This window comes from Achromobacter spanius (assembly GCF_002966795.1).
GTDB lineage: Bacteria > Pseudomonadota > Gammaproteobacteria > Burkholderiales > Burkholderiaceae_B > Achromobacter > Achromobacter spanius_D.
In genome coordinates this window covers 5496946-5522954 of record NZ_CP023270.1, presented here as the reverse complement: position 1 = coordinate 5522954, position 26009 = coordinate 5496946, and the positions used below count along the sequence as shown (strand labels likewise).

General features: G+C 67.3%; 24 protein-coding genes. 11 read left to right on the top strand and 13 right to left on the bottom strand.

What is annotated here, in order from left to right; translation table 11 throughout:
* Positions 1-7: 7 nt before the first annotated feature.
* From CLM73_RS24975 to CLM73_RS24960, 4 genes are read right to left on the bottom strand one after another with little or no spacing between them, the layout of a single operon-like run.
* On the bottom strand, positions 8-952 hold the full coding sequence (locus tag CLM73_RS24975) for an acyl-CoA dehydrogenase family protein (RefSeq protein WP_105240712.1): 945 nt from the start codon (positions 950-952) through the stop codon (positions 8-10).
* Positions 949-2154: an acyl-CoA dehydrogenase family protein gene (locus tag CLM73_RS24970; protein ID WP_105240711.1), complete on the bottom strand. Its 1206-nt coding sequence runs from the start codon at positions 2152-2154 to the stop codon at positions 949-951. Before CLM73_RS24970 ends, CLM73_RS24975 begins: the two co-directional genes overlap by 4 nt.
* An 8-nt stretch (positions 2155-2162) precedes the next feature.
* Positions 2163-4295 carry an acetate--CoA ligase family protein gene (locus CLM73_RS24965; RefSeq protein WP_105240710.1) on the bottom strand — a complete coding sequence of 711 codons (2133 nt, stop codon included), beginning with the start codon at positions 4293-4295 and terminating at the stop codon, positions 2163-2165.
* Between the two features lie 2 nt (positions 4296-4297).
* A complete protein-coding gene (locus CLM73_RS24960; RefSeq protein WP_105240709.1) occupies positions 4298-5068 on the bottom strand; it encodes an enoyl-CoA hydratase/isomerase family protein in 771 nt (256 codons plus the stop codon).
* Positions 5069-5345: 277 nt separating this feature from the next.
* Between CLM73_RS24960 and CLM73_RS24955 the strand changes: the two genes are divergently transcribed.
* Entirely contained in the window at positions 5346-6230 is an 885-nt protein-coding gene (locus tag CLM73_RS24955; RefSeq protein WP_105240708.1) for an SMP-30/gluconolactonase/LRE family protein, read from the top strand.
* 14 nt (positions 6231-6244) lie between these two features.
* On the opposite strand, the gene CLM73_RS24950 is transcribed toward CLM73_RS24955, so the two are convergent.
* A complete protein-coding gene (locus CLM73_RS24950; RefSeq protein WP_105241715.1) occupies positions 6245-7186 on the bottom strand; it encodes a LysR family transcriptional regulator in 942 nt (313 codons plus the stop codon).
* A 108-nt stretch (positions 7187-7294) separates the two neighbouring features.
* Between CLM73_RS24950 and CLM73_RS24945 the strand changes: the two genes are divergently transcribed.
* Together CLM73_RS24945 and CLM73_RS24940 are read left to right on the top strand one after the other, a co-directional pair.
* Positions 7295-8359, top strand: coding sequence for an LLM class flavin-dependent oxidoreductase (locus CLM73_RS24945; protein WP_105240707.1), 1065 nt, complete (start codon positions 7295-7297; stop codon positions 8357-8359).
* An 11-nt stretch (positions 8360-8370) separates the two neighbouring features.
* A complete protein-coding gene (locus CLM73_RS24940; protein WP_105240706.1) occupies positions 8371-9168 on the top strand; it encodes a flavin reductase family protein in 798 nt (265 codons plus the stop codon).
* Between the two features lie 65 nt (positions 9169-9233).
* Here the strand turns inward: CLM73_RS24940 and CLM73_RS24935 are convergent, their stop codons facing one another.
* Both CLM73_RS24935 and CLM73_RS24930 read right to left on the bottom strand, forming a co-directional pair.
* Positions 9234-10196: a tripartite tricarboxylate transporter substrate binding protein gene (locus CLM73_RS24935; protein ID WP_105240705.1), complete on the bottom strand. Its 963-nt coding sequence runs from the start codon at positions 10194-10196 to the stop codon at positions 9234-9236.
* A 259-nt stretch (positions 10197-10455) separates the two neighbouring features.
* A complete protein-coding gene (locus CLM73_RS24930; protein ID WP_234015739.1) occupies positions 10456-11208 on the bottom strand; it encodes a Crp/Fnr family transcriptional regulator in 753 nt (250 codons plus the stop codon).
* Positions 11209-11356: 148 nt separating this feature from the next.
* On the opposite strand from CLM73_RS24930, the gene CLM73_RS24925 reads away from it, so the two are divergent.
* The 6 genes from CLM73_RS24925 (at position 11357) to CLM73_RS24900 (ending at position 18605) form a co-directional block, all read left to right on the top strand.
* Positions 11357-12574, top strand: coding sequence for an ABC transporter substrate-binding protein (locus CLM73_RS24925; RefSeq protein ID WP_105241713.1), 1218 nt, complete (start codon positions 11357-11359; stop codon positions 12572-12574).
* A 10-nt stretch (positions 12575-12584) separates the two neighbouring features.
* Positions 12585-13499 carry a 3-keto-5-aminohexanoate cleavage protein gene (locus tag CLM73_RS24920; RefSeq protein ID WP_105240704.1) on the top strand — a complete coding sequence of 305 codons (915 nt, stop codon included), beginning with the start codon at positions 12585-12587 and terminating at the stop codon, positions 13497-13499.
* Positions 13500-13562: 63 nt separating this feature from the next.
* Positions 13563-14339: an SDR family oxidoreductase gene (locus CLM73_RS24915; protein ID WP_105240703.1), complete on the top strand. Its 777-nt coding sequence runs from the start codon at positions 13563-13565 to the stop codon at positions 14337-14339.
* Between the two features lie 103 nt (positions 14340-14442).
* Positions 14443-15006 carry a sigma-70 family RNA polymerase sigma factor gene (locus CLM73_RS24910; RefSeq protein WP_105240702.1) on the top strand — a complete coding sequence of 188 codons (564 nt, stop codon included), beginning with the start codon at positions 14443-14445 and terminating at the stop codon, positions 15004-15006.
* On the top strand, positions 15003-15995 hold the full coding sequence (locus CLM73_RS24905; RefSeq protein ID WP_105240701.1) for a FecR family protein: 993 nt from the start codon (positions 15003-15005) through the stop codon (positions 15993-15995). Before CLM73_RS24910 ends, CLM73_RS24905 begins: the two co-directional genes overlap by 4 nt.
* 141 nt (positions 15996-16136) lie before the next feature.
* Positions 16137-18605 (top strand): TonB-dependent receptor, encoded by a 2469-nt coding sequence (locus tag CLM73_RS24900; RefSeq protein ID WP_234015738.1) that lies wholly within the window; start codon positions 16137-16139, stop codon positions 18603-18605.
* Between the two features lie 16 nt (positions 18606-18621).
* Here CLM73_RS24900 and CLM73_RS24895 read toward each other — a convergent pair whose 3' ends face one another.
* The 5 genes from CLM73_RS24895 to CLM73_RS24875 are packed head-to-tail and all read right to left on the bottom strand — an operon-like array spanning position 18622 to position 23665.
* On the bottom strand, positions 18622-20724 hold the full coding sequence (locus tag CLM73_RS24895) for a TonB-dependent receptor family protein (protein WP_105240699.1): 2103 nt from the start codon (positions 20722-20724) through the stop codon (positions 18622-18624).
* Positions 20725-20756: 32 nt separating this feature from the next.
* Positions 20757-21197: a CopD family copper resistance protein gene (locus tag CLM73_RS24890; RefSeq protein ID WP_105240698.1), complete on the bottom strand. Its 441-nt coding sequence runs from the start codon at positions 21195-21197 to the stop codon at positions 20757-20759.
* The gene (locus tag CLM73_RS24885; RefSeq protein ID WP_105240697.1) at positions 21194-21892 is read right to left on the bottom strand and encodes an ATP-binding cassette domain-containing protein; all 699 of its coding nucleotides are present in this window, start codon (positions 21890-21892) and stop codon (positions 21194-21196) included. The genes CLM73_RS24890 and CLM73_RS24885 overlap by 4 nt, the downstream gene beginning before the upstream one ends.
* On the bottom strand, positions 21885-22664 hold the full coding sequence (locus CLM73_RS24880; RefSeq protein WP_105240696.1) for an ABC transporter permease: 780 nt from the start codon (positions 22662-22664) through the stop codon (positions 21885-21887). The genes CLM73_RS24885 and CLM73_RS24880 overlap by 8 nt, the downstream gene beginning before the upstream one ends.
* Positions 22661-23665, bottom strand: coding sequence for an ABC transporter substrate-binding protein (locus CLM73_RS24875; RefSeq protein WP_105240695.1), 1005 nt, complete (start codon positions 23663-23665; stop codon positions 22661-22663). The genes CLM73_RS24880 and CLM73_RS24875 overlap by 4 nt, the downstream gene beginning before the upstream one ends.
* Before the next feature lie 57 nt (positions 23666-23722).
* Between CLM73_RS24875 and CLM73_RS24870 the strand changes: the two genes are divergently transcribed.
* Positions 23723-24436 (top strand): Crp/Fnr family transcriptional regulator, encoded by a 714-nt coding sequence (locus CLM73_RS24870; RefSeq protein WP_105240694.1) that lies wholly within the window; start codon positions 23723-23725, stop codon positions 24434-24436.
* Between the two features lie 135 nt (positions 24437-24571).
* Positions 24572-25267, top strand: coding sequence for a DUF1971 domain-containing protein (locus CLM73_RS24865; protein WP_105241712.1), 696 nt, complete (start codon positions 24572-24574; stop codon positions 25265-25267).
* An 18-nt stretch (positions 25268-25285) separates the two neighbouring features.
* Here the strand turns inward: CLM73_RS24865 and CLM73_RS24860 are convergent, their stop codons facing one another.
* On the bottom strand, positions 25286-25984 hold the full coding sequence (locus CLM73_RS24860; RefSeq protein ID WP_105240693.1) for a response regulator transcription factor: 699 nt from the start codon (positions 25982-25984) through the stop codon (positions 25286-25288).
* Positions 25985-26009 lie beyond the last annotated feature (25 nt).

The window sequence follows — 26009 nt, the reverse complement described above, 5'->3', positions numbered from 1 at the left end:
TGTCTTCCTATACCGATTGAATGAATGTGCGGCCGTTGCCGCTGGCCAGACCCGCGAAGGCGGCGTCCAGCTTGCGCACCGCGCGCAAGGCGCGATGCAGGGGCAGCTCCCACGTGAAGCCCATGCCGCCGTGCAGGTGGATGGCTTTCTCGATGACGAAGGCCGCGTTGGCGAGCGCGCCGGCCAGCGCGGGCCGCGTGTCGCGCGGCGCGCCGTATTCGTCGGCTTGCGTGGCGCGGCGGATCGCGGCGCTGGACACGTCCTGCAGCAGCCGCATGCGGGCCAGCAGGTGGCGCACGGCCTGCTTGGCCGACAGGGGGCGGCCGAACTGCACGCGGGTCGCCATGTACTCGGCCGCGGCCTGCAGGGCGCCTTCGGCGGCGCCGTTGGCGAACTCGGCAAGCAGCAGCTGCGCCTGGCGCTGGAGCGCGTCCCAGGCCCGAGCATCCAGCCGCGCCAGCACGGGCGCGCTGTCCAGCGCGATCCACGCTTGCGGGTGATCGGGATCGAGCGCTGCCTGTTCATCGCGGGCCAAGGCGCTGGCATCGATCAGCGCGGCGCCCTCGCCATCAGCCACCAGCACCCAGTCCGCCGGGCCGTTGTCCAGACGGGCGTGGCCCGACTGCAGGCTGCCTTGCCACGCGATGCCGGCCAGGCGCTCGCCGGCGGCCAGTGCGGCGGCCTGCGGCGTGCCGGCCAGCGCGCCGGCAAGCAGGATCTGTTCGGGCAGCGGCAGCGGCAGGCGCAGGCGTCCGGCGGCGTGCGCGATCGGCAGCGCGAAATCGAGCGAGAGGCCCAACCCGCCGTCTTCCTCGGTCGCCATCACGCCGGTCAGGCCGGCCTGCGCCAGCACCTGGGCCATGGCGCCGGAATCCGGGCGGGAAAGGGCATCGGTGATCGCGGCTTCGGCGGCCTGGGCAAATTCCTCGGGCCGCAGTTCTTCGTGGCTCATGTCAGGTCCTTGGGCAGATTCATGACGCGCTGCGCGATGACGTCCAGCTGCACTTCGGTGGTGCCGGCGTAGATGGTCTCGGCACGCGAGAAGAGGTAGGCAGTGGTAAAGGCCTTCTGGGCGCGGCGCGCCAGGGGGCTCGAGTGCGGGCCGACCTGCGACAGCAGCGACAGTGCCAGGCCGGCAAAGGCCTGGTGGCATTCCGACCAGTAGAGTTTGGTGAGCGATCCGCGCGCGCCGATGGTCTCGCCACGCAGCATGCGTGCCACCGTGAGTTCCACCAGACCCTTCAGGCCGTCGATCTCGCTGAGCAGATCGCCGACACGGCGCTGGACATAGCCGTCGTCGAGTGCGGGCGCCAGTTGCGCATCGGACTTGCAGGCCGCAATGAGCTGGCGCAATTCGCACTCGAAGCGCCACGGGCGATACATGCGGTTGGTGGCGCGCTCGATGGACAGCACGCGGATGGCGGCGTTCCAGCCTTCGTCCGGCGCGCCCAGGCGTGCGCTGTCGGGCACCACCACGTCGTCGAAGAACACCTCGGCAAAGGACTCCTTGCCGTCGATGGACTTGATGGGAACGACGCGGATGCCCGGCGTGTCCATCGGCACCGCGAACATCAGCAGGCCGCGGTGCTTGTCGGCGACCGTGCCGGTGCGCGTCAGCAGCAGGCAGTAATGTGCCTTGGCCGCGCCGCTGGTCCAGATTTTCTGCCCGTTGATGCGCCACGTGTCGCCTTCCTGCACGGCCTTGGTGCGCAGCCGCGCCAGATCCGAGCCGGCGTCCGGTTCCGAAAATCCCTGGCACCAGTACTGCCGCATCGCCAGAATCGCGGGCAGGAATTCCTGCTTCTGCTGCTCGGTGCCCACGGCCATGATGATCGGCCCAGCCAGTTCCTTGCCGATCGAACTGACGCTTTCGGGCATGGGCAACGCGCCGATCTCCTTGTTCACCGCCAGGTGCTCGCGCAACGTCAACCCGTGGCCGCCGTAGGCCTTGGGCCACGTCATGCCGGCGAGACCGGCCTGATACATCGCGGCCTCCCAGGCGCTGCTTTCGGCAAGCGTGGGCGCGCGCCAGTCCGGGCTGTCGGCGCGCATGAAATCGGGCAGGTTGGCGCGCAGCCAGGTGCGCGCATGCTGGCGGTAGACCTCGGGGCCTGCGGCCGGGTCGGGGACCGTGGCAAGTTGTTCGAATTGCATGGCTGTCCTCAATGGGCGGGCGCGGCGCGCGGGATCATCAGCGCGTCCAGCACGACCACGCCTTGGCCCTGCGGCCGGACCAGAATGGGGTTCATGTCGATCTCGGAGACGTCGTCGCGATGGCGGTAGGCGAACGCCGACAGGCGCGCCACGCTACGCGCGGCGGCGGCGATGTCGGCCTTGGGCTGGCCCCGCGCGCCGTCCAGGATGGCGAACATCTTGAGCGAGCGGATCATCTCCGCGGCCTCGTCCTCGGTCACGGGTGCGGCCTGCACGGCCACGTCCTTCAGCACCTCGGCATAGATGCCGCCCATCCCGACCATGACGATGGGGCCGAAGACGGGGTCTTGCGACACGCCGGCGATCAGTTCGGTGCCGCCCGCGACCATCGGCGCGACCAGGATGCCATCGATGCGAGCGCCGGGCGCATGGCGCGCGACGTTGGCCAGGATGCGGGCGTGGCCGTGGCGCACGGCGTCGGCGTCGGTCACATTGAGCAGCACGCCGCCGGCTTCCGTCTTGTGCGCGACGTCTTCGGAGGCGATCTTGAGCACGACGGGATAGCCGATGGCCTCGGCCGCACGCACCGCGTCGTCAGCACTGCGAGCGATGATCTCGCGCGGCACGTCGATGCCGGCGTTGCCCAGCGCCTGCTTGGCGTGGAATTCGTTGCGGAACACAGCGGGATCGACGGGTTCGGCGGCGGGCAGCGCGGTGTCGGCATAAGCGGCCGCGCGCAGCTTGCCCAGCTTTACCAGGCCTGACAGCCCCGTCGCCGCGGCGTCGATGCTGGAGAACACCAGAATGCCCAGCGCGTTGATCTGCTCGACGGCGTCGGCGGGCCCCTGGCTGATGACCATCAGCAGGCGGTCAGGATGGCTGGCGCGCACCTGGGCCAGCGCCTCCAGATAGATGCCGCGCAGCCGGGTGTTGTAGAGCGACAGCGACATGAAGAGCGCAAGCGAGCTGGCCGACGGATCGTCCAGCAAGGCCGTCAGCATCTTGAGCAGGATGTCGGGACGGCTGGACATCTGGGCGGACGCGTCCACCGGATTGCCGGTGCTGGCCGTCGGCACGGCTTCCAGGATGCGCCGCTGGGTGTCGGGCGCGAGGGCGGGCAGCGCAAGGCCGGCCTCGCTCATGGCGTCGGCCATCATGATGCCGAAGCCGCCGGACGCGGCAACGAGCGTGACCGCGTCGCTCGCCGGCAAGCGATCGGGCATGAGCAGCGAGGCCGCGTGGCCGATGTCGATCAGGGCTTCGACCGAGCGCACGCGCAGCACGCCGTGCCGGCGGAAGACCGCGTCGATCACCGCGTCCGAGCCAGTGAGGGCGCCCGTGTGCGAGGCGGCGGCCGCCTGGCCTTTCTCGGTGGAGCCGATCTTCAGGATGATGACGGGCTTGCCCTTGCCGCGCGCAAGGCGCAATGCGTCGATGAGCTTTCCGGCATTCCGGCAAGTTTCCATGCAGCACAGGATGATGCGCGTGTCCGGATCCTCGGCCAGCGCGGCAATGCCATCGGCGGCGTCCACATCCGCCTCGTTGCCGGTCGCGATGAAGCGGCTGACGCCCATGCCGCGCCGGGCGACGCTCTGCATCGTGTGGCTGCCCACGTTGCCGGACTGCGACACGATACCCACGTGGCCGACGGGCGGCATGTTCTCTTCCAGCGCGATGGAAAAAGAGCCGATCAGGCGTTCGGCGACGTTGACGGTGCCCAGGCAATTCGGGCCCAGGACGCGCATGCCGTGTTCGCGGGCGATCGCCACCAGCTCGGTCTGTAGCGCCGCGCCTTGCGGACCGGCCTCGGTAAATCCGGCCGACAGGACGATGGCCGCCTTCACGCCGCGCGCGGCGCAGTCGCGCAGCGCGGCAGGCGTGGCGGCGGCGGGCACGGCCAGGATGGCGAGTTCCGGCGAGGTGGGCGTGTCCTTCACCGACGTGTAGGCCGGCAGTCCCTGGATGGTTCCGCCCTTGGGGTTGATGGGATACACGGCGCCGCGGTAGCCATGCTTGATCAGCATGTGCACGGGGCGGCCACCGATTTTGGTGATCTCATCGGAGGCGCCGATCACGGCGATGCCCGACGCCTGGAAAAAGGGGGCCAGCCCCGCGCCGGGGCGTTGATTCTGCTGCGTCATGCTCAACGTCCCTTGAATTGCGGCTGGCGCTTTTCCAGGAACGCCATGCGAGCCTCGCGCGCGTCTTCGGTCTTGGCGAGCGCCATCGTGAAGTCCTGCTCGAAGCGATAGGCGTCGCGCTGGGGCATCAGGTCCACCATGTTGGCCGCGCGCTTGGCGTACAGCACGGCGAGCGGCGCCTTGGCGGCGATTTCGTGCGCCAGCGCCAGCGCGGCGGGCAGCAGCTGATCGGGGGGCAGCACGTCTTCCAGCACGTTGCGGCGCAGCAGGTCGTGCGCGGTTAGGCGCTGTCCGGTGTAGAACATGCGGCGCAGCGTCGAGCGCCCGAACAGCGTGCGCAGCATGGAAGCGCCGCCGGCCAGACCGACATTGATCTCGGGCATGCCGAACGTGGCGTTATCGGACGCATACATGATGTCGCAGGCAGCCATGAGGCCCAGTCCCGCGCCGAGCGCCGCGCCGTTGACAGCGGCGATGACGGGTTTGGCGCACTCCTTGATGGCGTTGCCGGTCTCGCGAGTGATGCGGTTGTGTTCCAGAAAGTCGCCGGCGATGTCGGCGTTGGGGCGGTCCTTCAGGTCCGCGCCGGCGCAGAAGACCGTGCCATTACCGGTCAGTACTGCGCAGCGGATGTCCTCGCGCTCGGAGATCTCGTCGAAGATCGCCACGATGCGCCGGCGCATGTTGCGGTTCAACGCGTTGACCGGCGCGTTGTTCAGGGTGACCAGGGCAACGCCCTCGTTGACTTCGAACGTGACGGGGGTGTCGCTCATGCGTGCACCTCGTTCGACTGGGCATGGACAGTGGGGCGCCGGGCGCCGCGGGCGTGCTGCATAGAAGTCTCCTCGGGCCGGTTCGACCCGTCTTGTCCGCAGTCCGTGCCGGGCGGCGCCGGACTTTTTTTTGATTTTAGGAAGGGGTTCCTGCCCGATCTACGCCAAAAACGGTGGTTGTGTTCTGCAGGAATGCCGCATATTCCGGCCCACTCCGAGCCGATACCATGGGGAAGAAAACCGGCTGAAAGCCGGATTTGAAGGAGCGAGGCGGAAGATGCTGATTGAACGGATCGGGACGCTGCGCGCGGCCCTGGGCGAATGCCCGGTGTGGAATGCAGCGCGCGGGCAGTTGTGGATGGCGGACTGCCGCAAGGGGCTGATCCTGGCCGTGACACCCGACTCTGGCAGCGTGCAACGCTGGCAGTTGCCCGCGCCGCTGGGTTCCTTTGCGTTCAACGGCGAGGACGAACTGGTGGTGGCGCTGAAGGAGTCGTTTGCGCGCTTTTGGCCAGCTGACGGCAGCCTGCGGACGCTGGCCAGTATCGAGGATAGTCACCCGAATCTGCGGTTGAACGACGGCACGCCCTTGCCGGACGGCAGCTTCGTGGCGGGGACCATGCACATCTACCGCGAGGCCGGGGAGCCGCCGCTGGGCGGCTTGTATCGCCTGGATCCCGCCGGCCATCTTGACCGCATCGACGAGGGATTGGGGGTCGTCAACGGGCCGGCCCTGCATCCGGATGGCACGCACCTTTACGTGTGCGACAGTTCGGTGCGCAAGATCTACCGCTACCGCATGGACGCGCAGGGCAGGTTGTCGGAACGCGAAGTCTTCGTCGATACGGACGTGCTGGCGTCGGCGCCCGACGGCTGCTGTTTCGATCGCGACGGCGGGTTATGGACGGCGCTGGTGCATGCCGGCGCCATCGTCAGGTTCGACCGCGACGGAAAACTGGATGCGCGCATTGATCTGCCGGTCGCCCACCCCGCGTCGCTGTGCTTTGGCGGGGACGGCCTGACCGACCTGTACGTCACATCCATCAGTGACAGCGGGCGCCTGTCGGCGGACGGCCCCATGGACGGCGCGCTGCTGCGCGTGCGCGGCACGGGTTATGCCGGCGCGCCGCGTCCGCACTGCCGGATCCGGCCGCAAGCCTGATGCCTGCCGGCGCGTCAGTCGCCGGTGGCCGGCTTGCCGTACGCGGCAAATCGCAGTTCCGCGCCGGACACGTGCGAGGCCACGAAGTCCAGGAACAGCCGGATCTTCACGGGGATCATGGCGGTGTCCAGGATGGTGGCGTACATGCCTTCTTCAAACGTCGTGTTGGTGACACGGTAATCGGCGCATAACCGCACCAGCGTGCCGCGCTCGATGTCGTGGTGCACGGTGTAGTCGTCCAGCAGCGCAATCCCTTCGCCCAGCCGGGCCAGTTCCAGCAACGCCACGCCGTTGTTGGTGACGTGCCGCGGCTTGATCAGCACCTCGTCGATGGCGTCGCGCTGCTTGAAGCGCCAGCAGGTCTGGTCGCCGGGCAGCAGATACGCCAGGCAGTCATGCTGCGAGATATCCGCGGGCCGCGTGGGCAGGTCGCGATTCGCCAGGTAGGCCGGCGAGGCCACCAGATAGCGTTCGCTCTTGAACAGGATGCGCCGCTTCAGGCCGGCCTCGACGGGCGGCGAGATGCGAAAGTCGATGTCGAAGTTATTGCGCCGCAGATCGGTCTTGGCTTCCGACAGCACGAGTTCGATGTGGATCTCGGGATAGGCCTCGCGGAACGCGGCGACAAGCTGCGGCAACACGCCCAGGCCGAACATCATGCGCGAATGCACACGCAGGATGCCCTTGGGCGCGGCGCGGATTTCGGTGATGTTGCGGTGCGCCTCGTTGATGTTCCAGAGGATGGTTTCGAGCTGGCGCGCGTATTCCTGGCCGGCTTCGGTCAGCACGACCTGCCGCGTGGAACGCAGCAGGAGCTTCACGTTGAGCTCGTTTTCGAAGTCGGTGATCATGCGCGACACCGAGGTGGCGGAGATGCCGAACTGGCGCGCGGTTTCCGAGAAGCTCTCGGTCTTCGAGATCGACAGAAAGAGCTCCATTGCGCGCAGTCTGTCCATCATTCCTCCACTTTATGCAGCACAGAACGCCGCTTTTCTTGTATTCCAGCCCATGACTACCGGCCTCTAGAATTTCCTCAAGGATTCAAGCATCAATGAGGAGACACAATGGAATTCGGCGTATTCATTCTGGCGCAGCAACGAGGTTACCACCAGTCCTCCGCGCAAGTCATCAACAACTCCATCGAGCAGACGGTGGCGGCCGAGCAAGCCGGGTTCAACACGGCCTGGTATGCCGAGCACCATTTCAACAACTATTCGCTGTCGCCGTCGCCGTTGATGACGGTGGCGCATGCGGCCGCGAAGACCAGCCGCATCCGTCTGGGCACGGCGGTGTGCATCCTGCCGCTGTACCACCCCGCGCGCTTCCTGGCCGAAGTCGGCTTTGTGGACACGGTGTCCAACGGCCGCCTGGAACTGGGTGTCGGATCGGGTTACCAGCAGTTCGAGTTCGAGCGCTTTGGCGTGCAGCTGGAAGAGTCGGGCGCGATCTTCAATGAGTTCCTGGACGTCATCCCCAAGGGTCTGACGCAGAAGATCTTCGAGCATGACGGCAAGTTCCTGAAGATTCCGCCCAGCTCGATCGCGGTGCGCTGTGTACAGGATCCGATGCCGCCGCTGTGGATCACGTCGGGCAATCCGGTGACGCTGAGCCGCGGCGTTCGCGAGAACCACAACCTGTTCGTGACCGCACTGCTCAAGGGCAACGACGCCATCGCCGAGCTGCGAGGCCGGCTTGAGAAAGTGGCCGACGACAACGGCAAGGATCTGGACCGCGACGTGAAGTTCGGCTTCCTGCGCTGCGGCTATGCGTCAGACAACAAGGCCGAGATCGACGCCTATCTGGATTGCGCGCGCTTCCAGCGCCGCATTTCCGAAAGCCTGAAGTTCCGCCGCGCGCAGAGCGACGACGGCTATATGGTCAAGGAAGTGCCGTCCGAAACGGATCCGACTTTCGAGCAACTGCGCAAGAATCTGCCTGTGGGATCGGTCAACGAAGTCATCGACAAGATGCTGGAAGAGATCAGCATCCTGCGGCCCAAGCACATCGCGCTGCAAACGCAGCTTGGCGATTTCGACCAGAAGACGATGCTCAAGCAGATCGAACTCTGGGGCGACAAGATCATTCCCGCGATCCGCAAGGAAGTCGGCAGTACGACAGTCCTTGCCTGAAGGAGGGCAACATGCGTATCTACTTGAGCAACGCCGGCGCTATCGCGCTGCGCGATGCGGCCGATTTCGGCCGCCTGGATGTCATGGCGGATCCGCAGCCCGCGGACAGGCTGGAACGTGCGATCGCCCGCATTGGCCGGCGCGAGGACGAGCGGCACGTGCGGTTGTCGCCGTCGGTGCTGCGCTTTCTGTCGCAGCACGCGGGCGATCCGGCGTGGGAGGCCAGCTTCACGAAGATGGTGGATTACGCGGCGCGGCATGGTTGGGTCGATGAAAGGGGCGACATTCGCGCGCACATGGTGGTCAACGATTGCGACGAGGTGGTGTCCGTCGATGACTTCAAGGCGGCGATGCGCTCGCTGCCGGCGGGCATCAGCGCCGTCAGCACGGGCGACGGCGCCGACATGGCAGGGATGATCGTTTCCAGCCTCACGTCGATCTCTGCCGACCCGCCCATGGTCGGATTCTTTGTGCAGCAGAGCGCGTCGGCGCATGCGCCGCTGCTGCGAAACGGCCGCTTTGTCGCCAACATCCTGGGAGAAGGCCATGGCGAAGTGATCGAGGCCTTCATGAAGAATCCTCAGGGCAGGGCGCGGTTCGCCCAAGGCGGTTGGGTGATGAACGAACATGGCGCGCCCGTGCTGCCCGATGCGCTGGCCAGCATCGAGTGCGACATCGTCTGCACCGAGAAACTGGGCACGCACGATCTCATCGTGGGCAAGATCCGCAGGACCGCCTGCCGGGAGGCGCGCCCGGTGATCAACTTCCAGTCCGCCACGCACGGCATCGCGCCGGCGCGGATTCAATGAACGCCGCATCTGCCTGAACGGACAAGCCCGCCAGATTGGCGGGCTTGTCATTGGGAAAGGGCGGTTCAATCGAGGACGATGTGATTTTCCTGGATGACCTTGCCCCAATACTGCCGGTCGGTCTCCAATTGCGCCTCCAGCGTCTGCGGGCCGCCGGCTTTCTCGGTCTGGCCGTTGGCAACGAGCAGCTTTCGGAAGCTCTCGGATTGGACGATCTTGATGGCGGCCGTGGAATAGGCCTCTACGATCGCGTCGGGCGTTCCCTTGGGCGCATGCAGCGCAGTCCAGTAGCTGGCCTTGAGTTGGGGATAACCCAGTTCCGTCACGCAGGGCACTTCCGGCAGCGCCGGATCGCGCTGGTCGGTCGTAAGCGCCAGGATCTTCACCGCGCCCGCTTTCTGGTGGTCGGCCAGGGCGATGGGCGTCATGTAAGAGAGGTCGTTGCGCCCGGTGATGAGGTCGATCAGGCTGGTGGGCGTGCTCTTGTAGGGCACGGCGGTAAGCGGGATGCCCAGCGTCTTGGACATGATCAGCCCGTATAGATCGGTGACGCTGCCGGGGCCCAGCGATCCGTAGGTGAGCGCGCGATTCTCGTTTTTTGCGTAGGCGACCAGTTCCGCGAGGGAATTGACGCCCATCTTCGCAGGCACGGTGATCGTGAGCGGGCCATCGAACATCATGGCGACGGACTTGAAGCTGTCAAAGCCGTAGTTCAGGCTGGGGCGCAGCAGGATGTTCAGGGACAGGGGCCCGGAGCCGCCCATCAGCAGCATGCTGCCGTCGGCGGGCGCACGTGCGACCTGCGATGCGCCGATGATGCCGTTGGCGCCAGGCTTGTTCTCGACGATGAAGTTCTTGCCCAGCTCGGCGCCCATGCCTTCGGCCAGGAGGCGCGCGAAATTGTCGTTGGGGCCGCCCGCGGCATAGGGCACGATCAGGGTCACGGGCTTGGCCGCGGCCAGCACCGGCCGGGCAAACATCATGAGGGTTCCGGCCGCGATGAAGCCGCGGCGCGTGAGCTTGCGCATCTGTCTCTCTCCAGGTTCCCGCCGCCATGCGGGGACCGTGCCTTCCGCGGGCCGGATTCTTATGCTTTGACGCTGGCGGCTGGGTAGGCCGGAATCAGGCTCCCGGCCAGGGGTTGTCTTACATGCCGATGATAATTTTTATCCGACCGGCCGATTACCCCATCGATCTGCAGAACAGTTCTGCGAAGCCAGCAAGATTGCGCTTTGCCGCGGCGTTGCCGTTTGTGTCGGCGCCGCGTGATCGGCGGCAGCCCGGGCATTATGCCGGATTGCGGCTGATCTTCGCGCACCGGTACAACGCCTCCTTGTCCAGCACCGTCAACCCGCCGTAGTGCGTTTGCAGTACGCCTTCGCGCGCCAACCGGGTCAGCGCGGTGTTGCAGCGCTGGCGCGAGACGCCGCACAGGCCGGCGATCTCTTCCTGCGAGATCCGCAGCCGGCCCTTTGTGCCGGAATGGGCCTCAGCGTCCAGTTGCGCCGCGACGGCGCGCGCCACCGTGGTGTCGACGTCGAGCAGCACGTTGCCGGTGTAGCAGCCCATCAGCCAGTTCACCCGCTGCGCCAGGTGCGTCATCAGCGCCTTGGTGAATTCGATGTTGTTGTTCCAGAGGCGCTCGCAGGTGTCACGCGGCAGGACCACGATGCGGCTGGGGCGCAGGGCGACGACTTCGTATTCGAAGCGCTCGCGGCGGATCATGGTGGCTTCGCCGAACCAGCTTCCCGTGCTGAATCCGGCCAGCGACAACGTGCGGCCATCGGTGCCGGGCGACGACCACTTCACCAGGCCTTCGACGACGCCATACCAGCCGGGCGAGCGGGACCCTGCGCGAAACAGGTACTCGCCTGTTGCCAGCGACACCGTGCGCAGTTCGGCGCGCACCACGTCGCGCTCGAGTTCGGGCAGACCCTTGTACCAGGGCACCACGTCGAGCATCTGGTCCACGGCACTGCGCGCCGGCCGGCGATTTGCCGCGGACGCGTCGTTGCCCGCCAGGGCAGGCGATTCGCGCATGTTCGTTCCCTGTCTGGAGGTGGAAGGCGGCCCAGGTAAACCCTAGGGTGCTTTGTCAACGTGATGACTGTCCGCGGGGGCAGCCGGACCGCAGAATGTTTGACGCCCACGGGCCAAAAAACCATAAGAGGAGACCGGTATGTTGTCAATGCCACGCCTGCTGTCCGCCACCGCCATTGCCGGCGCCATTTCCGCCGCGCTGCTGCCCGCCACGGCCGCGCAGGCGCAAGTGTCCGACGACGTGATCCGCATCGGATTCATCACCGACATGTCCGGCGTCTACGCCGGGCCGGATGGTCCCGGCGGCGCGGAAGCCATCAAGATGGCGATCGAGGAAATGGGCGGCCAGATCAACGGCAAGAAAATCGAGCTCTTGACCGCGGACCACCAGAACAAGGCTGACGTGGCCTCGGCCAAGGCGCGCGAATGGTTTGACCAGCGCGGCCTGGACATGCTGATCGGCGGCACCAATTCCAGCACGGCGCTGGCCATGTCGAAGGTGGCGGCGGACAAGAAGAAGCCGATCATCGTGGTCGGCGCCGGCGCGCCCGCGTTGACCAACGAGCAGTGCACGCCCTACACGCTGAACTATGCCTACGACACCGTGGCGCAGGCGCGCGGCACGGGTGCGGCGGTGGTCAAGGCGGGCGGCAAGAGCTGGTACTTTTTGACGGCCGACTACGCCTTCGGGCACGCGCTGCAGGCCGACACCACCAAGGTTGTCGAGTCGGGCGGCGGCAAGGTCGTGGGCAGCGTGAAGCATCCGCTGGCCGCCAGCGATTTCTCGTCGTTCCTGTTGCAGGCGCAAGGCAGCAAGGCCGAGATCCTGGCGCTGGCCAATGCCGGTGCGGACGCAACCAATTCGATCAAGGCCGCCAACGAGTTCGGCGTCACCAAGACGATGAAGCTGGCGGGCATGATCATGTTCATCAACGACATCCACGCCATGGGCCTGCCGGCCGCGCAGGGCATGTACCTGACCGACAGCTGGTACTGGAATGCGTCGGACGAGACGCGCGCGTGGAGCCGCAAGTTCTTCGATCGCCGCCAGTCCATGCCGTCCTCGCTGCAGGCGGCCGACTATTCGGCGGCATTGCAGTATCTGCGCGCGGTCAAGGCAACCGGCACGGACGACGCGGACAAGGTGCTGGCCTACTTGCGTGAAAACAAGCTGAACGACATGTACATCAAGGATGGCGTGGTGCGTCCCGATGGCCGCGTCGTGCACGACATGTATCTGCTGCAGGTCAAGAGCCCGGACCAGTCGAAGGAGCCGTGGGATTACTTCACGGTGGTGCAGGCCATCGACGGCAACGAGGCCTTCACGAAGCAGTCCGAAAGCCGCTGCGCGCTGTGGAAATCCTAGGAGAACTCGCATGGCCAAACGCAAAGTCATCGTGACCATCGCCCCGACCGGGGGAATGGCGCTGAAAAGCCAGAATCCGCACCTGCCGACGCAGCCGGCGGAAATCGCGGAGGATGTCTACCGCTGCTACAACGCGGGCGCCAGCGTGGTGGCGCTGCATGCGCGGCGTGCGGATGATCTGGCGACGTGCGACGCCGCCGTCTACCGGAAGATGAACCAGCTGATTCGCGAGCGCTGCGACATCGTGCTGAACAATTCCACGGGCGGCGGCGTGCATGGCGACATGGTCGCCGAGACGTCGCCCGGCACGTGGGAGATTCTGTGGGAGGAGCGTCTGAAGGGCATGGACGCGGGCGCCGAGATGTGCACGCTGGACGCCACCACGCTGAACCTGGCGTTCGGCGACCGCGAATATCTGATGAACACGCCGCTCAGCAAGGGGCGCGAACTGGCCGCCGGCATGAAGGCGCGCGGCATCAAGCCCGAGTGGGAGGTGTTCAGCCCCACGCACATCCTGCAGGACGTGACGACGCTCATCAACGAGGACCTGGACGAAGGCCCGCACTTCATCAACCTGGTGATGAATGTGCATCGCAACTTTCAGAACGCCATGCCGTTTTCGCCGCGGCATCTGCAGATGATGGTGGACCTGCTACCCAGGAACAGCGTCTTCTGCGTGAGCGGTATCGGGCCGTCGCAGCTTGAGGCCAACATCAGTGCGCTGCTGCTGGGCGGCCACGCGCGCGTCGGGCTGGAAGACAACCTGTACTACCGGCATGGCGAGCTGGCCACCAACGTGCAGTTGACCGAGCGCATCGTGCGCATCATCCGCGAAATGGACATGGAGCCGGCCACGCCCGCCGAGGCGCGCGAGATCATGGGCCTGCCGCTGAAAAGCGGTATCCGTCCCGAGTTCGCGCTGTGACGTAACCGTCTGACGGGGCGGCTCGGGAGCCGCGCCGTCGCAACCCATTCATCGGGAAAGGACATGACCGAATCATTGAAAGGCGCCCGCGTCCTGGTTACGGCGGGCGCGCAGGGCATCGGGCTGGCGATCGCGCGCAGGTTTCTGGATCTGGGCGCCGACGTGCACATCTGCGACGTGGACGAAGGGGCGCTGAAGGCGGCGCAAGAAAGCCTGCCCTCGCTGAGCGTCAGTCTGACGAATGTGGCGGACGAATCGCAGGTGCTGGCGATGTTCGATTCGCTGGGCGGGCGGTGGGGCGCATTGGACGTGCTGGTCAACAACGCGGGCGTGTCCGGGCCGACCAGCCGGCTTGAGGACACCACGCTGGACGCCTGGCGCAACACGCTGGACGTCAACCTGACGGGCACGTTCCTGTGTGCGCGCAGCGCGGTGCCGCTGCTGCGCGCCGCGGGCGGCGGCGCCATCGTCAACATCTCGTCCGTGGCAGGGCGGCTGGGGTTTTCGCTGCGCTCGCCCTACAGCGCCCGCAAGTTCGGGCTGGCCGGACTGACGCAGACCTGGGCGATGGAGTTGGGACCGTCGAACATCCGCGTCAATTCCGTGCTGCCGGGCGTGGTGTCGGGTGACCGGGTCGAGCGCATCATCGCCGCCCGCGCCGAGGCCGGCGGGGTCAGCAACGAGGTGATGCGGGAGCAGCTTGTGGAAAAAGTGTCGCTGCGCCGCATGACGCGTCCGGAAGACGTGGCGAATCAGGTGGTGTTCCTGTGCTCGGATCAGGGTGCGATGATCAGCGGGCAGAGCATTTCGGTGTGCGGGAACGTGGAGTACCTGGGGTAACGCCGCCCGTTGCCAAATCCCGCCAGCCCAGGCAATAATCGCGCTTTGTTAATTGATAACCGTTCGCATTAATAATGGTGCGAGCGATGTCGCGGGCGGGATCGTGAGCGGATCGGAAGGGGCATCCCAGGACTTCGAAAGCCTATACGGCAATCACCACGGCTGGCTGCTGGCCTGGGTGAACTGGCGCCTGGGCAACGCGGCGGACGCCGCCGACCTGGCGCACGACGCGTTCGTGCGCCTCTTGATGCGCCCGTGCAAGTTCGACAACGCCCGGCATGCCAGGACTTACCTTCGCCGGATGGCCAACGGCATGTGCATCGACCTGTGGCGGCGCCGGGATCTGGAGCAGGCGTGGCTGGACGCCCTGGCGGCGCAGCCCGAACCCACGGTGTCGTCGGCCGAAGATCAGGCCATGGTGCTGCAGGCCCTGGGCGAGATCGACGCGATGCTGCGCGGATTGCCGCCCAAGACCGCCCACGCCTTCGTCATGGCGGTGGCGTGCGAGATGACCGACCAGGAAGTCGCCGACGTGCTGGGCGTGTCGTCGCGCATGGTCCGCAAGTATGTCGCCCAGGCCATGTTGTGCTGCATGCAGCTTGAAGCGCGCCTGACGGCGGGATATGTGGACGAGCCGGCCGGCCTGCCGCAGGCGGCCGCCTCATGAGCGCCCCGCAGGCGCGCGAGCCCTCTCATCGCGCGATGGAGCAGGCCGCCGAATGGTATGCGCTGCTGCGGTCCGGCGATGCGTCGGCCGCCGAACGCCAGCAATGGCAGCAATGGATCGACCGCGCGGCGGAACACCGCGAGGCCTGGGGCTACGTCGAACGCATCGGCCGCCGCTTTTCCCCCCTGCAATCCAGCCCGGACCGGGACGCCGCCGTGACGGCCTTCGGGCAAGCCGCGTCGGCCCGGCCGCGCGCGCGCCGGCAGTTGCTGCTGGGGATGGCCGGCGCGCTGGGCATTGCCAGCCTGGGGTGGACGGCGTGGCGGCAGACGCCTTTGCCGCTGGCGGCCTTGACCTGGGGCGCGGACCATCGCGCCGGGCTGGGCGAAACGCGCCACGTCGCGCTCGCGGACGGCACCCAGGTCTGGCTGAAGGCCCTGAGCGCGTTCGATGTCGACTATGGCGCCACGTTGCGCCGCGTGCAGCTGGTCGCGGGTGAATTGCTGATCGAGACCGCCAAGGATCCCATCCGTCCCTTTGTCGTGGACACCGCGCAGGGCCGGCTGCAGGCGCTGGGCACGCGCTTTACCGTGCGCGGCGAGGAAGACGGCGTGGTGGTCGCCGTCCACGAAGGCGCCGTGCGTGTCGACACGGCCGCCAGCCGCGCCAGCGGCATCGTGCCGGCGGGGCGCCAGGCGCGGTTCACGGCGGACACCCTGGACGGCTTCATGCCGGTGGACCCGGCCCGCGAGGCCTGGACGCGCGGCGTGCTGGTGGCCGACAACACGCCGCTGGCGGACGTGGTGGCCGAATTGCGCCGCTATCACTTCGGCCACCTGGCCGTGGCGCCGGAGATCGCGCGCCTGCATGTCTTCGGCAGCTATCCCATCCGCGAAACCGACCGCGCGCTGGACATGCTGGCCTCGGTGCTGCCGGTCCAGGTGCGCCGGACGATGCCCTGGTGGATCAGCCTCGAAGCGCGCGCCTGAAAAAATAATCCGCGAAACGGTTCCGGGTTTTGCCCGCTCGTTCGAATAAGGACAGTAAGAGCCGCTCGCGCCCTGCGATCCGCATGGCTGGCGCGCCGCTCTCCCTTCCAGAACCTTACGCACGAGAGCACAGGTCCCGTCATGTCCCACCGTCCTTCTTCCGCCGCCGCGGCCTTTCCCGTGACCCGCGCACGCGCCTTGGCCGCCCGTCGCGGGCGATTCCCGTCCTGGGGCTTGCCGCTGGCCTTGGCGATGGCCGTTTCCGCCGTCTGGGGGCCGCCGGCCCACGCGCAGGCCGCGCCCGCGACGACGGGGGTGGCGGATCTGATGACCTTCGACATTGCCCCCGCGCCGCTGAATCAAGTGCTGACGCGGCTGGCGAACCAGTCCGGCATCCTCTTGGCCGCGCAGCCGTCGCTGGTGGCCGACCGCCACAGCAACGGCGTGCGGGGCCGCTACACCCCCCACCAGGCGCTGGAGCAGGCCCTGGCCGGCACGGGACTGCGCGCCACGCGCGAGGCGCCGAACCAGTACCGCCTGAGCGTCCTGCCCGCCGGCCAGACCACGACGCTGGAACCTGTGACGGTGACGGCCTCGGGGCTGGCGAGCGGCCTGCCGCCGGTTTACCCCGGCGGCCAGGTGGCGCGCGGCGGACGCCTGGGCCTGTTGGGCGACCGCGACGACATGAGCACGCCGTTCAGCGCGACGCAGTACACCGCCAAGCTGATCGAAGACCAGCAGGCGCAGAACATCGGCGACGTGCTGGTCAATGACCCCACGGTGCGCAATACGTACTCGCGCGGCGCGGGGCGGGACGAGTTCAACATCCGCGGCTTCACGCTGTTCAATTACGACGTGTCGTTCAATGGCCTGTACGGCGTGTCGCCGCGCAATTCGAGCTCGCTGATCGGCGTGGAGCGCGTGGAAGTGCTGCGTGGTCCCAATGCCTTGCTGAACGGCATGGCGCCCTACGGTTCCGTGGGCGGCTCGATCAACCTGGTGCCCAAGCGCGCGGGCGCCGATCCCTTGAACCGCTTCACCGTGTCGTACATCGGGGACAGCCAGTTCGGCGCGCACGCCGACCTGTCGCGCCGCTATGGCGACAGCCAGGAATGGGGCGTGCGCCTGAACGTGGCGGGCAGCGGCGGCGATCTGCCGATGGACGGCGCGAAGGAGGATCTGGGCGCCGTGGCCCTGGGCCTGGACTACCAGGGCGAGCGCCTGCGCGTGGAAGGCGACATCAATTATCAGAACCGCACCACTGATGCGCGCAGCGGCCTGCTGTTCCCGCCGCCCTCGGGTACGGACATCGGCCGGGCGCCGGACGCGCGCCGCAATTTCTTTCCGTCGTGGACCTACTGGAAGACCAAGGAATGGTCGGGCGCGCTGCGCGCCGAGTACGACGTGTCGCCGGACTGGACCGTCTATGGCGCGGTGGGCGCGCGCAAGCACGACTTTGAGAGCATGCAGACCAGCTGGCTGATGCTGAACGAGGCTGGCGACATTGGCGCGGTGCCGGCCCGCCTGAACGAGTCGCTGTTGAGCAAGACAGGCGAGATCGGGGTGCGGGGGCGCTTACAGACCGGCCCGCTCAAGCACGAGCCGGCGCTGAGCGCCAGCGTGCTGGACATCGACTATTCGGCGGCGCGGATCCGGTCCAGCACGGTGTTTTCCAACATCTACAACCCCGCGGACCTGCCCAAGCCGAACATTGCACGTCCGTCGGATCTGCCCCGGGCCAGCGATTCACGGCTGGTCAGCATTGCGCTGGCCGACACGATCTCGATGGCCGACGACCGCGTGCAGTTCATCGCGGGTGTGCGGCACCAGCGCGTGGAATCGACCAACTTCGACGCGATGACCGGCCGCCAGACGTCGAACTACAACGAGTCGGCCGTCACGCCGGCGTTTGCACTGACCGTCAAACCCACGGAGCGGCTGGCGCTGTACGGCAACTACATCGAGGGCTTGAGCCAGGGCGGGACGGCACCCGAAGGCGCCGTCAACGCGGGCGAAGTGTTCGCCCCGGAAATCTCCAAGCAGTTCGAACTGGGCGCCAAGTACGATTTCGGCCAGTTTGAAACCACGCTCAGCGCATTCCAGATCGAGCGTCCCAGCAGCTATCTGGATCCTGCCAGCCTGCGCTACGTGTCCAACGGCAAGCAGCGCAACCGCGGGCTGGAGTTCCTGGTGCAGGGCGAGCCGACGCATGGCGTGCGCCTCTTGGGCGGCGTGGCCTATACCGATGCGCGCCTGACGCGTACCGAGGGCGGCGTCAACGACGGCAATCGCGCGCCCGCCGTGCCGCGCCTGCAGTTCAACGCGGCAGCCGAATGGGACACACCGTTCGTGCCGGGCCTGACGCTGACCGCGCGGATGCTGCGCACCAGCTCGCAGATTGTCGACGTTGCCAACACGCAGGAGATCCCGGGCTGGACGCGCTTTGACGTGGGCGCGCGTTATGCGTTCAACGCCAACGGCAAGCCCGTCGTCATCCGCGCGATGGTCGAGAACGTCCTGAACAAGAACTACTGGCAGTCCGCGGCGCGCGAAGGCCTGACGGTCGGCGCGCCGCTGACGGTGCTGTTGTCCGTGAGCACGGAGTTCTAAGACAGTCGGGCCGCCATCAGAACTTGTACGCCACGCCCGCGCTGAACGCGCGGCCATTGCCCGGCAGGAAGATGGGCATGGCAGGCGTGGCGGTGTTGCGGATGGCGTAGCTGCTGGCGTAGGTCTTGTCGGTGAGGTTGTCGGCCGTGACGTAGCCGCTCCAGTGCGCGTCGTGCTCGTAGGCGATCTTGAAGCCGAGGAGCGCGTAGGCTTCCTGCTGCGTGCCGGGCGCGTTGGCATGATTGGTCTCCGTGTCGCTCATCAGCCAGCGCACGTTGGGCCCAAAGCGCCAGCCGCCGATGCGGTACATGACTTCGGCGCTCAGCAAATGGCGCGGCACGCCCGCGATGCGGTTGCCTTGATACTGGCCGTCGCGGAAGCGGAAGTCGCTGAGCGTGTAGGCGATACGGTAGTCGAACATGCCTTCGCCGGGCGAGGGCAGCGTGCCGGACAGCCCGGCCTCAATGCCCTGGTGGCGCGTGCGGCCGTTGTAGTTGTAGGTGCCGGCTGGCGTGCCGTTTTCGTTGGTGACCGACATCAGCTCGTCGTCGACCTTGCTGCGGTACAGCGACACGCTCCAGTGCTGGTCGCGGCCGGCGACGGTGAACGTGCCGTCGCCGCCGATTTCATACGTGAGCGCGCGTTGCAGGTCCAGCTTGCTCATCGACGTGCTGGCGGTGGCCGGATTCATCGGCGCGGCGACTTCGCCGTTGACGATTTCCCAGAAGGTCGGCACTTCATTGCTGCGGCTGACGTTGGCATACCAGCGCTGCGTCGCGGCCGGCTGCCAGATCACGCCCAGCTTCGGGGTCGCGTAGCGCCAGTCCTGGTCCAGCGTCTTGCCGCTGTTGCGCTCGTGCGCATCACGCACGGCGACGGTGTATTTGACGTCGCCCACCACGCTGAACTGCGGCGTCAGGTGCCAGTCCGCGCCCACAATTGCGCTGCGGTTCTCAGCGCGCAGATCGTAGTTGCCAAAGCGTTGCAGGCGCTGGCCGTCGGACGGGCGGATGGCGTACAGATCGCGGTCCATGTTGCTGCGCTGCCAATCCAGTCCGGCGCGGTAGTCCACCGTGCCGATCTTGCCGTTCAGTTGCCAGGCCAGACCGTAGGTGTCGCTGTCGGTCACGTTGGCGACCTGCGGGTTGGTGAAGTCGTCGTTCGTGTGCTGCCAGTAGACGCCGGCCGTCTGGTTGAAGGTCTCGGTGCCCCAGAAGCTGCGGTTGGCCAGGCGGAACTGATTGGTGTTGCGGTGCGGGTCGCGGTTGTAGACGTTGTTGGCAATGTCCTGCGGCGAGTTGCCGTCGCCAAGCACGCTGCGCGGATCCTCGTACATGCGCGCCTTCGGAATCGGCTGGGGAATGTCGAACTTCAGGTCGGTGTACGAAAGATAGGTGCGGTTTTCAAACAGGCCGCGGCGGAAGCCGACGTTGCCCTGGAAGCTGGTGCGCTCGGATGACGAGTGGTGGCGGTAGCCGTCCGACTTGTCGTAGCCGAAGGCGAAGCGCCCGTCGAAGCGCTCGTCCTGAAAGCCCTTGGCCAGCGTGACGTTGCGCGTGCCGAAACTGCCGGCGCCCAGCCGGATGAAGTCGCCCTGCGTGCCGGTGAGCGACTGGAAGTCGACCTCGCCGCCCAGCGTGCTGGCGCCGGGAGCCAGCGCGTTGGCGCCGCGCCGCACGGCGATGATGCCGGCGTTGCGTGGTTCGAGCAGGCTGATGATGAACGAGCCGTCCGCGTCGTTGAGCGGCAGGCCGTCCTGCATCAGCAGGATGCCGCGCGACAGCGGGTTGCTCTGGATGCCGGAGCCGCGGATGTTCAAACGCGGCTGGTCCAGGCCGCCAAAGAATTCCTGCACGATGACGCCGGGCTGGTATTCCAGCGCGTCGCGCAGCGTGATGAGACGCACGGCCTGCTGCGGCTGGATCAGGTTGGTGCCGCCGGGCACGGCCTGCAATTCGGCTTGCGTGCGTTGCACGCTGGGTTCCAGCGCGTTGGGAATGGTGGCGCCCGAGACGACCACGGGGGCCAGCGACGGCGCCTCCTGCGCCACGGCGACGGACAACCCGAGGGCGCCCAGGGTGAGGGTGGATGCGAGCTGGCGCAGGACAGGGGTAGACATCAGTTGGATTCCACGAAGGACGGGCCTGGGCGTTACCAGGAAATGTGAAACATGGTCTTGGCCAGCAGCACGATGCCGGCCATGTGACAGAACACGCTCAAGTGCACGCGTGAGCGGATTGCGGCATTCAGGCGTTGGCGGCGCGCCAGCGTCATGGCCGTGATGACGTGCATCAGCACGCTGCCGGCCAGCGCCATCTTCAAGAGCAGCAGCGCCGCGAAGGCCGAGCTGCCGGGGCTGGCGAGCACGGCGCGGTAGTGCCAGGCCATGCCCAGCCCGCAGGCGTAGAGCACGACCAGGACCCAGGGCACCACGCCGCGCACACGTGGCCCCAGTTGCTGCGACAGCGCGCGGCGCACGTCGGCGGGCAGGCGTCTGGCAACGGGTTCCAGGAACAGCACTTCGAAGATCACGGTGCCGATGAAGATCAGCGCGGCGAACAGATGCGCGATGTGCAGGGCGATGTAGGTCATGGTTGTTTCCTTGAATCGAGCAGCAGGGCGTGCAGGCGTTCGGCATCGGCGGCGCGCTGCGGGCTGCCGATAGCTCCGCTGAGCGCGACGGGTTCGACGCGGCCGTTGCCGACCACGACGCAGCGGTCGACCAGCCCCAGCAGTTCCTGCGGGTCGTGGCTGATGCAGATGAGGGCCGCGCCCAGACGCGCGACTTCTTCATGGCAGCACGCGGAGAGCTGGCGGCGCAGCGCGGGGTCGAGCGCGCTGAAGGGTTCGTCGAGCAGCAGCAGGTCGGGTTCAAGCGCCAGCGCGCGGGCCAGCGAGACCCGCTGCGCCATGCCGCCCGAGAGTTCTCCCGGCCAGGCATTTCCCGCGCCGACCAGCCCGACCCGGGCCAGCCATTCATCCGCTTTCGCGCGGGCGTCGGCCATGCGCAGGCCGGCGGCGCGCAGCGGCAGCGCCACGTTGTCGCGCGCATTGCGCCAGGGCAGCAGGCGTGGCTCCTGGAACATCAGCACCGGATGCCGGAACGTGTTGCGCAGCGTGCCTGTGGTAGGCGCGAGCAATCCGGCCGCCAGACGCACCAGTGAGCTCTTGCCCGCGCCGCTGGGGCCGGCAAGACCCAGCCGCTCTCCGGCCGCCAATCGCAAGTCGATGCGGGCCAGCACCGGCTGGGCGCCAAAGCGCAGCACGAGGTTTTGCATTTCAAGCATGGCTCGGCTCCATCCAGCGGCCCAGGCGGCGTTGCAGCGGCTGCAGCAGCGCAAATTCCAGCAGCGCGACCAGGCCGAAGATCAGCAGCACCCACGCAAAGAGTTCGGCGGTGTCGAACGTGCTTCGGGCGTTGGCGAGCGCGTACCCGATGCCGTTTTCTGCGCCCAGCACTTCGGCCATCACTACCAGCCGCACGCCGCCGCACAGGGCGATGAGCAACGCGGCCAGCAGCGGCGCGCTGAGCGCGGGCAGGTAAAGGTGGCGCAGGCGCAGCCACGGGCCGTAGCGGTAGACGTGCGTCATCTCCATCAGCCGCCGGTCCACGTGCAGCATGCCCTTGACCGTGTTGACGTACATGCCGGGCGCCATCATCAGCGTGGTGATGAAGATGACCATGGGCGACCCCATGCCGAACCACAGCATGGCCAGCACCACCATCACCACGGGCGGCACGGCCATCAGCAGCCAGCGCACGGGTTCGATGAGGCCGCGCAGGCGCGCGCTGTGCCCGGCCAGCACGCCGAGCGTGAAGCCGATGGATGCGCCGGCCAGCACGCCGACGCCGATGCGCATCAGGCTGACGCCTGCATTGGCGAAGAACTGTTCGCTGCGCACGAGGGGGCCGATGGCGCGCAACGCGTCCCAGGGCGTGGCCATGAGCAGCGGTCCAAGATGGCGGGCGGTCAGGTGCCACGCCAGCAGCAACAGCAGGACGCCGGCCACGCTCCAGCCGCGCGACGTGCGCGCGGGACTTGCGGCGGGGGCGCTCATGGTCCGTAGAAGCCGACGGGCGGCAGCTCGCCGCCGATGGCCTGCGGAAAGCGGCTGGCCAGCAGGCGGTACAGCGCTTCGAGTTCGGGGCGGGCCTCGCGGGCGCTGCGGCTGTCGAGCCGCGTGCCGCGTATCGCGGTCACGACCGCCGGCGCGGGCAGGTGCGGCAGGTGTTCGCGCACGAGGTCGGCGCAGGCCTCGGGGTTGGCCGCGCACCAGTGCGCCGATGCGGCGTAGGCGGCGTCGACCGCACGGCACAGCGCGGCATCGTCGGCCACGTTGGCGCCAGCCATGACGCCGGCCTGCGGCAGCGAGGGCTGCTCGGGAAAACTGCCGCGCCACGCGGCTTCCAGGCTCTGGCCGCGGTGCAACGCCACGCCGCCGGCCTGCTGCGCGCGCCACAGCAGCAGCGAGGCCATGGGTTCGACGAGCAGCACGCTTTCAGCCTGACCGCTGAGCATGAGGGCGATGGCGTCCTGGCCGTCGCGCGTGCGGCGCAGCGAGACGGGCGCCAAGCCTTTGTCGGCCTGGGCCTGCAGCAAGGTGTCCAGCAGCACGGCGGGCAGATCGCGCTGGAAGGGCGCGACCAGTTCGCGTCCCGCCAGGTCGGCGAAGGTCTTGACGTCGGGATTGCGGCTGACGAGCCACAGAATGCCCCAGACCGAGATGTTCAACAGGCGCACCGGCATGCCGCGGTTGTGCAGCAGGGCGGGCAGCGTGCTGGGCGCCGCGCTGAACTCGACGTCGCGGTTCACCAGCAGCGTGCGCAACTGGTCCGGCGTCTGCCACAAGCGAAAGTGCAGCTTTTCGGTGTGATCGGCCAGCGCGCCGGTGGCCGCCATGTGCATCAGCGGATAGCTGACCACGGCGCCTGGCCCCGCAAGGGTCAGTTTGGCTCGGCGTTCGGGCGCGGCGGCCCGGACTGGTTCAAGGCGCGGCAGGAGGGCGGCGCCCAGCGCCGCGGCGCAAAAGCGGCGGCGGGTGTGCTGATGTGCGGTCATTATTCTAAATACGAATTATTATCGTTTTATTCTCACACTCAAGCCGAAAGACCCAGAATGACAAATATCAATGTGGTCGAGCCGCGCGCGGCGGCCGCCCGCCTGCTTGCACAGCATCCGCTGCTGGCCGGGCTGCCGGCGGGCGTGGCCGACGATCTTTTGCTGGACGCGAGCGTGCTGCGCGCGCCGGCCGGGCAGATCCTGTTCGGCGAAGGCGATGAGGCGCGTCACTACCTGCTGGTGGAAAGCGGGCAGGCCGAGGTCATGCGCTACAGCTACAACGGCGACGAGCGCGTGTTCCGGGTCTTTGAACCGGGCCAGTTGATGGCCGAGGCCGCGATGTTCATGCCGCACGGCCGCTATCCCATGCAGGCGCGCGCACGGACGGATGTGCAGTGCTGGCGGCTTGCCCGCACGAAGCTGCACGACGCCTGCCGGCGGTGGCCCGATCTGGCGCTCAAGCTCCTGGCCGGCATGAGCCAGGCGGTGTACGACCAGGTGAACAAGGTGGATTGGATGACGTCCAGTTCCGCGGCGGAGCGGCTGGCGAATTACCTGATGGGGTTGCAGGAGCGGCAGGGCGCCGCGCTGACGCTGCCGCTGAACCAGCGCCAGCTTGCCGCGCATCTGGGCATCCGCGCGGAGACGCTGAGCCGGCTGCTGAACGATTGGCAGGCGCAGGGTTACATCAGCGGCAAGCGCAGCCAATGGGTGGTGAATGACCCGGCCCATCTGGCCAGCCTGTCGATGACGGCGAAGCGGCCGTTTTGAATCGGGAATAAACGCGCGGTGGGCCGGCGCCTGCCGTTGAAACGCGCCTCGCGCCAATGACTTGCGTCATGTGTTCCGGCGCGCGCCGTCCGGAGAATGGCAGGCGTTCTCACGTCCAAGCCCCTCCAGCCCTTCATGCCTCTCTCGCCGCAATCCGACCCCGCCAGCTCGACCCCAGCTCCGACCGAAGACGACATCCGCAGGCTGGTCCATACCTTCTATGCCAAGGTGCGCGAGGACGAGGTGCTGGGCCCGATCTTCAACGCCCGCGTGGGGGACTGGGACCATCATCTGTCGCTGCTGTGCGATTTCTGGTCGTCGCTGGTGTTGGGCACGCGCCGCTTCAAGGGCGCCCCGATCCCGGCGCACGCGCGGATTCCGGACTTGTCGTGGCCGCTTTTCGAACGCTGGCTGGCGCTTTTTCACACCACGACGGCGGCGCTCGGCCATGCCGAGTTGCAGACGACAGCGGACGCAATGGCAGATCGGATCGCGGCCAAGCTGTGGGCCGTATGGCAGGCGCGGGCGGACATCGCCAGCCTGCCCGATCGCTTGCCGCCGGGCGTGCAGCCGTACAAGGACAGTCCCGTCTTCACGCCTGACAACCTGCCGGACGCGCTGAAGGCGGCGCATTCCACCAAGGCCGGCACGTGGGGCCTGCTAACGGTTCACGCCGGGGTGCTGCGTTTCGTGCTGGACGACGCCCCGCATACCGAAGCCGTGCTGACCGCCGGTCAGCAGGTGGTGATCGAGCCGGGCGTGCGGCATCACGTGGCGTTCGAATTGCCGGGAAGTTTTCAGATCACGTTCTGCCGCGCGGCAGAAGCCTGATGCGCGGCGCGGCGGGGGTCAGCCCTTGACCTGCGCCGGCTGATAGAAGCAATAGCCGCTGCTGCGCAACGTTTTTACGGGCAGCGTCTGGCCGCTCAGCGCCTCGACGCGGCGGCGCAGCCGGCGCATCTGCGTGTCGAGACGGCGCTGGTCGTATTCCAGGTAATCGGCGCCCAGGGCTTCGACGATCTGGCGCCGGCTGATGTTCTCGCCGGGCTGGCTCATCAGGCAATGCAGCACCGTCAGGTCCTGCTGCGACAGCGGCATGGCCGCCGCGCCAGGAATGTGCAGGCGGCGCGGGCCGATTTCAAGCAGCCAGCTCGAAGGCGGCTGATCCAGACCCGGCTGGGGCAGTCCCAGCCGGCGCACCAGCGCGGCCAGCGTGGCGGCCAGCTCGTCCAGATCGCAACCCTTGCCCAGGTAGTGGTCGGCGCCCATGCCCAGCCCCGTAATCCGGTCGGGTCCGGTCTGGCGCGCGCTGAACACCACGATGCCCACTTGCTGGCCTTCCGTGCGCAGGCGCTGGATCAGGTCCAGGCCACAGCCGTCGGGAAGGCCGATGTCGATGACGGCCAGATGGTGGCGGGCGGCGTCGAAGTGCTGGTCGAATTCCTGCAGGCTGGACACGCACGTCGGGGCGTATCCAAGCTCTTCGAGGAACTCGCCGAGCTCCTGGCGCAGCACGGGTTCGTCTTCGAGCAGGATCACTTCAGGCATGAGGTGCCCGCGAAATACAGCGTGG

Bases quoted from the DNA above. Each gene is read 5' to 3' on its own strand.
- CLM73_RS24975 (WP_105240712.1), bottom strand. From the start codon at position 952: ATGAGCCACGAAGAACTGCGGCCCGAGGAATTTGCCCAGGCCGCCGAA.
- CLM73_RS24970 (WP_105240711.1), bottom strand. From the start codon at position 2,154: ATGCAATTCGAACAACTTGCCACGGTCCCCGACCCGGCCGCAGGCCCC.
- CLM73_RS24965 (WP_105240710.1), bottom strand. From the start codon at position 4,295: ATGACGCAGCAGAATCAACGCCCCGGCGCGGGGCTGGCCCCCTTTTTC.
- CLM73_RS24960 (WP_105240709.1), bottom strand. From the start codon at position 5,068: ATGAGCGACACCCCCGTCACGTTCGAAGTCAACGAGGGCGTTGCCCTG.
- CLM73_RS24955 (WP_105240708.1), top strand. From the start codon at position 5,346: ATGCTGATTGAACGGATCGGGACGCTGCGCGCGGCCCTGGGCGAATGC.
- CLM73_RS24950 (WP_105241715.1), bottom strand. From the start codon at position 7,186: ATGGACAGACTGCGCGCAATGGAGCTCTTTCTGTCGATCTCGAAGACC.
- CLM73_RS24945 (WP_105240707.1), top strand. From the start codon at position 7,295: ATGGAATTCGGCGTATTCATTCTGGCGCAGCAACGAGGTTACCACCAG.
- CLM73_RS24940 (WP_105240706.1), top strand. From the start codon at position 8,371: ATGCGTATCTACTTGAGCAACGCCGGCGCTATCGCGCTGCGCGATGCG.
- CLM73_RS24935 (WP_105240705.1), bottom strand. From the start codon at position 10,196: ATGCGCAAGCTCACGCGCCGCGGCTTCATCGCGGCCGGAACCCTCATG.
- CLM73_RS24930 (WP_234015739.1), bottom strand. From the start codon at position 11,208: ATGCGCGAATCGCCTGCCCTGGCGGGCAACGACGCGTCCGCGGCAAAT.
- CLM73_RS24925 (WP_105241713.1), top strand. From the start codon at position 11,357: ATGCCACGCCTGCTGTCCGCCACCGCCATTGCCGGCGCCATTTCCGCC.
- CLM73_RS24920 (WP_105240704.1), top strand. From the start codon at position 12,585: ATGGCCAAACGCAAAGTCATCGTGACCATCGCCCCGACCGGGGGAATG.
- CLM73_RS24915 (WP_105240703.1), top strand. From the start codon at position 13,563: ATGACCGAATCATTGAAAGGCGCCCGCGTCCTGGTTACGGCGGGCGCG.
- CLM73_RS24905 (WP_105240701.1), top strand. From the start codon at position 15,003: ATGAGCGCCCCGCAGGCGCGCGAGCCCTCTCATCGCGCGATGGAGCAG.
- CLM73_RS24900 (WP_234015738.1), top strand. From the start codon at position 16,137: ATGTCCCACCGTCCTTCTTCCGCCGCCGCGGCCTTTCCCGTGACCCGC.
- CLM73_RS24895 (WP_105240699.1), bottom strand. From the start codon at position 20,724: ATGTCTACCCCTGTCCTGCGCCAGCTCGCATCCACCCTCACCCTGGGC.
- CLM73_RS24890 (WP_105240698.1), bottom strand. From the start codon at position 21,197: ATGACCTACATCGCCCTGCACATCGCGCATCTGTTCGCCGCGCTGATC.
- CLM73_RS24885 (WP_105240697.1), bottom strand. From the start codon at position 21,892: ATGCTTGAAATGCAAAACCTCGTGCTGCGCTTTGGCGCCCAGCCGGTG.
- CLM73_RS24880 (WP_105240696.1), bottom strand. From the start codon at position 22,664: ATGAGCGCCCCCGCCGCAAGTCCCGCGCGCACGTCGCGCGGCTGGAGC.
- CLM73_RS24875 (WP_105240695.1), bottom strand. From the start codon at position 23,665: ATGACCGCACATCAGCACACCCGCCGCCGCTTTTGCGCCGCGGCGCTG.
- CLM73_RS24870 (WP_105240694.1), top strand. From the start codon at position 23,723: ATGACAAATATCAATGTGGTCGAGCCGCGCGCGGCGGCCGCCCGCCTG.
- CLM73_RS24865 (WP_105241712.1), top strand. From the start codon at position 24,572: ATGCCTCTCTCGCCGCAATCCGACCCCGCCAGCTCGACCCCAGCTCCG.
- CLM73_RS24860 (WP_105240693.1), bottom strand. From the start codon at position 25,984: ATGCCTGAAGTGATCCTGCTCGAAGACGAACCCGTGCTGCGCCAGGAG.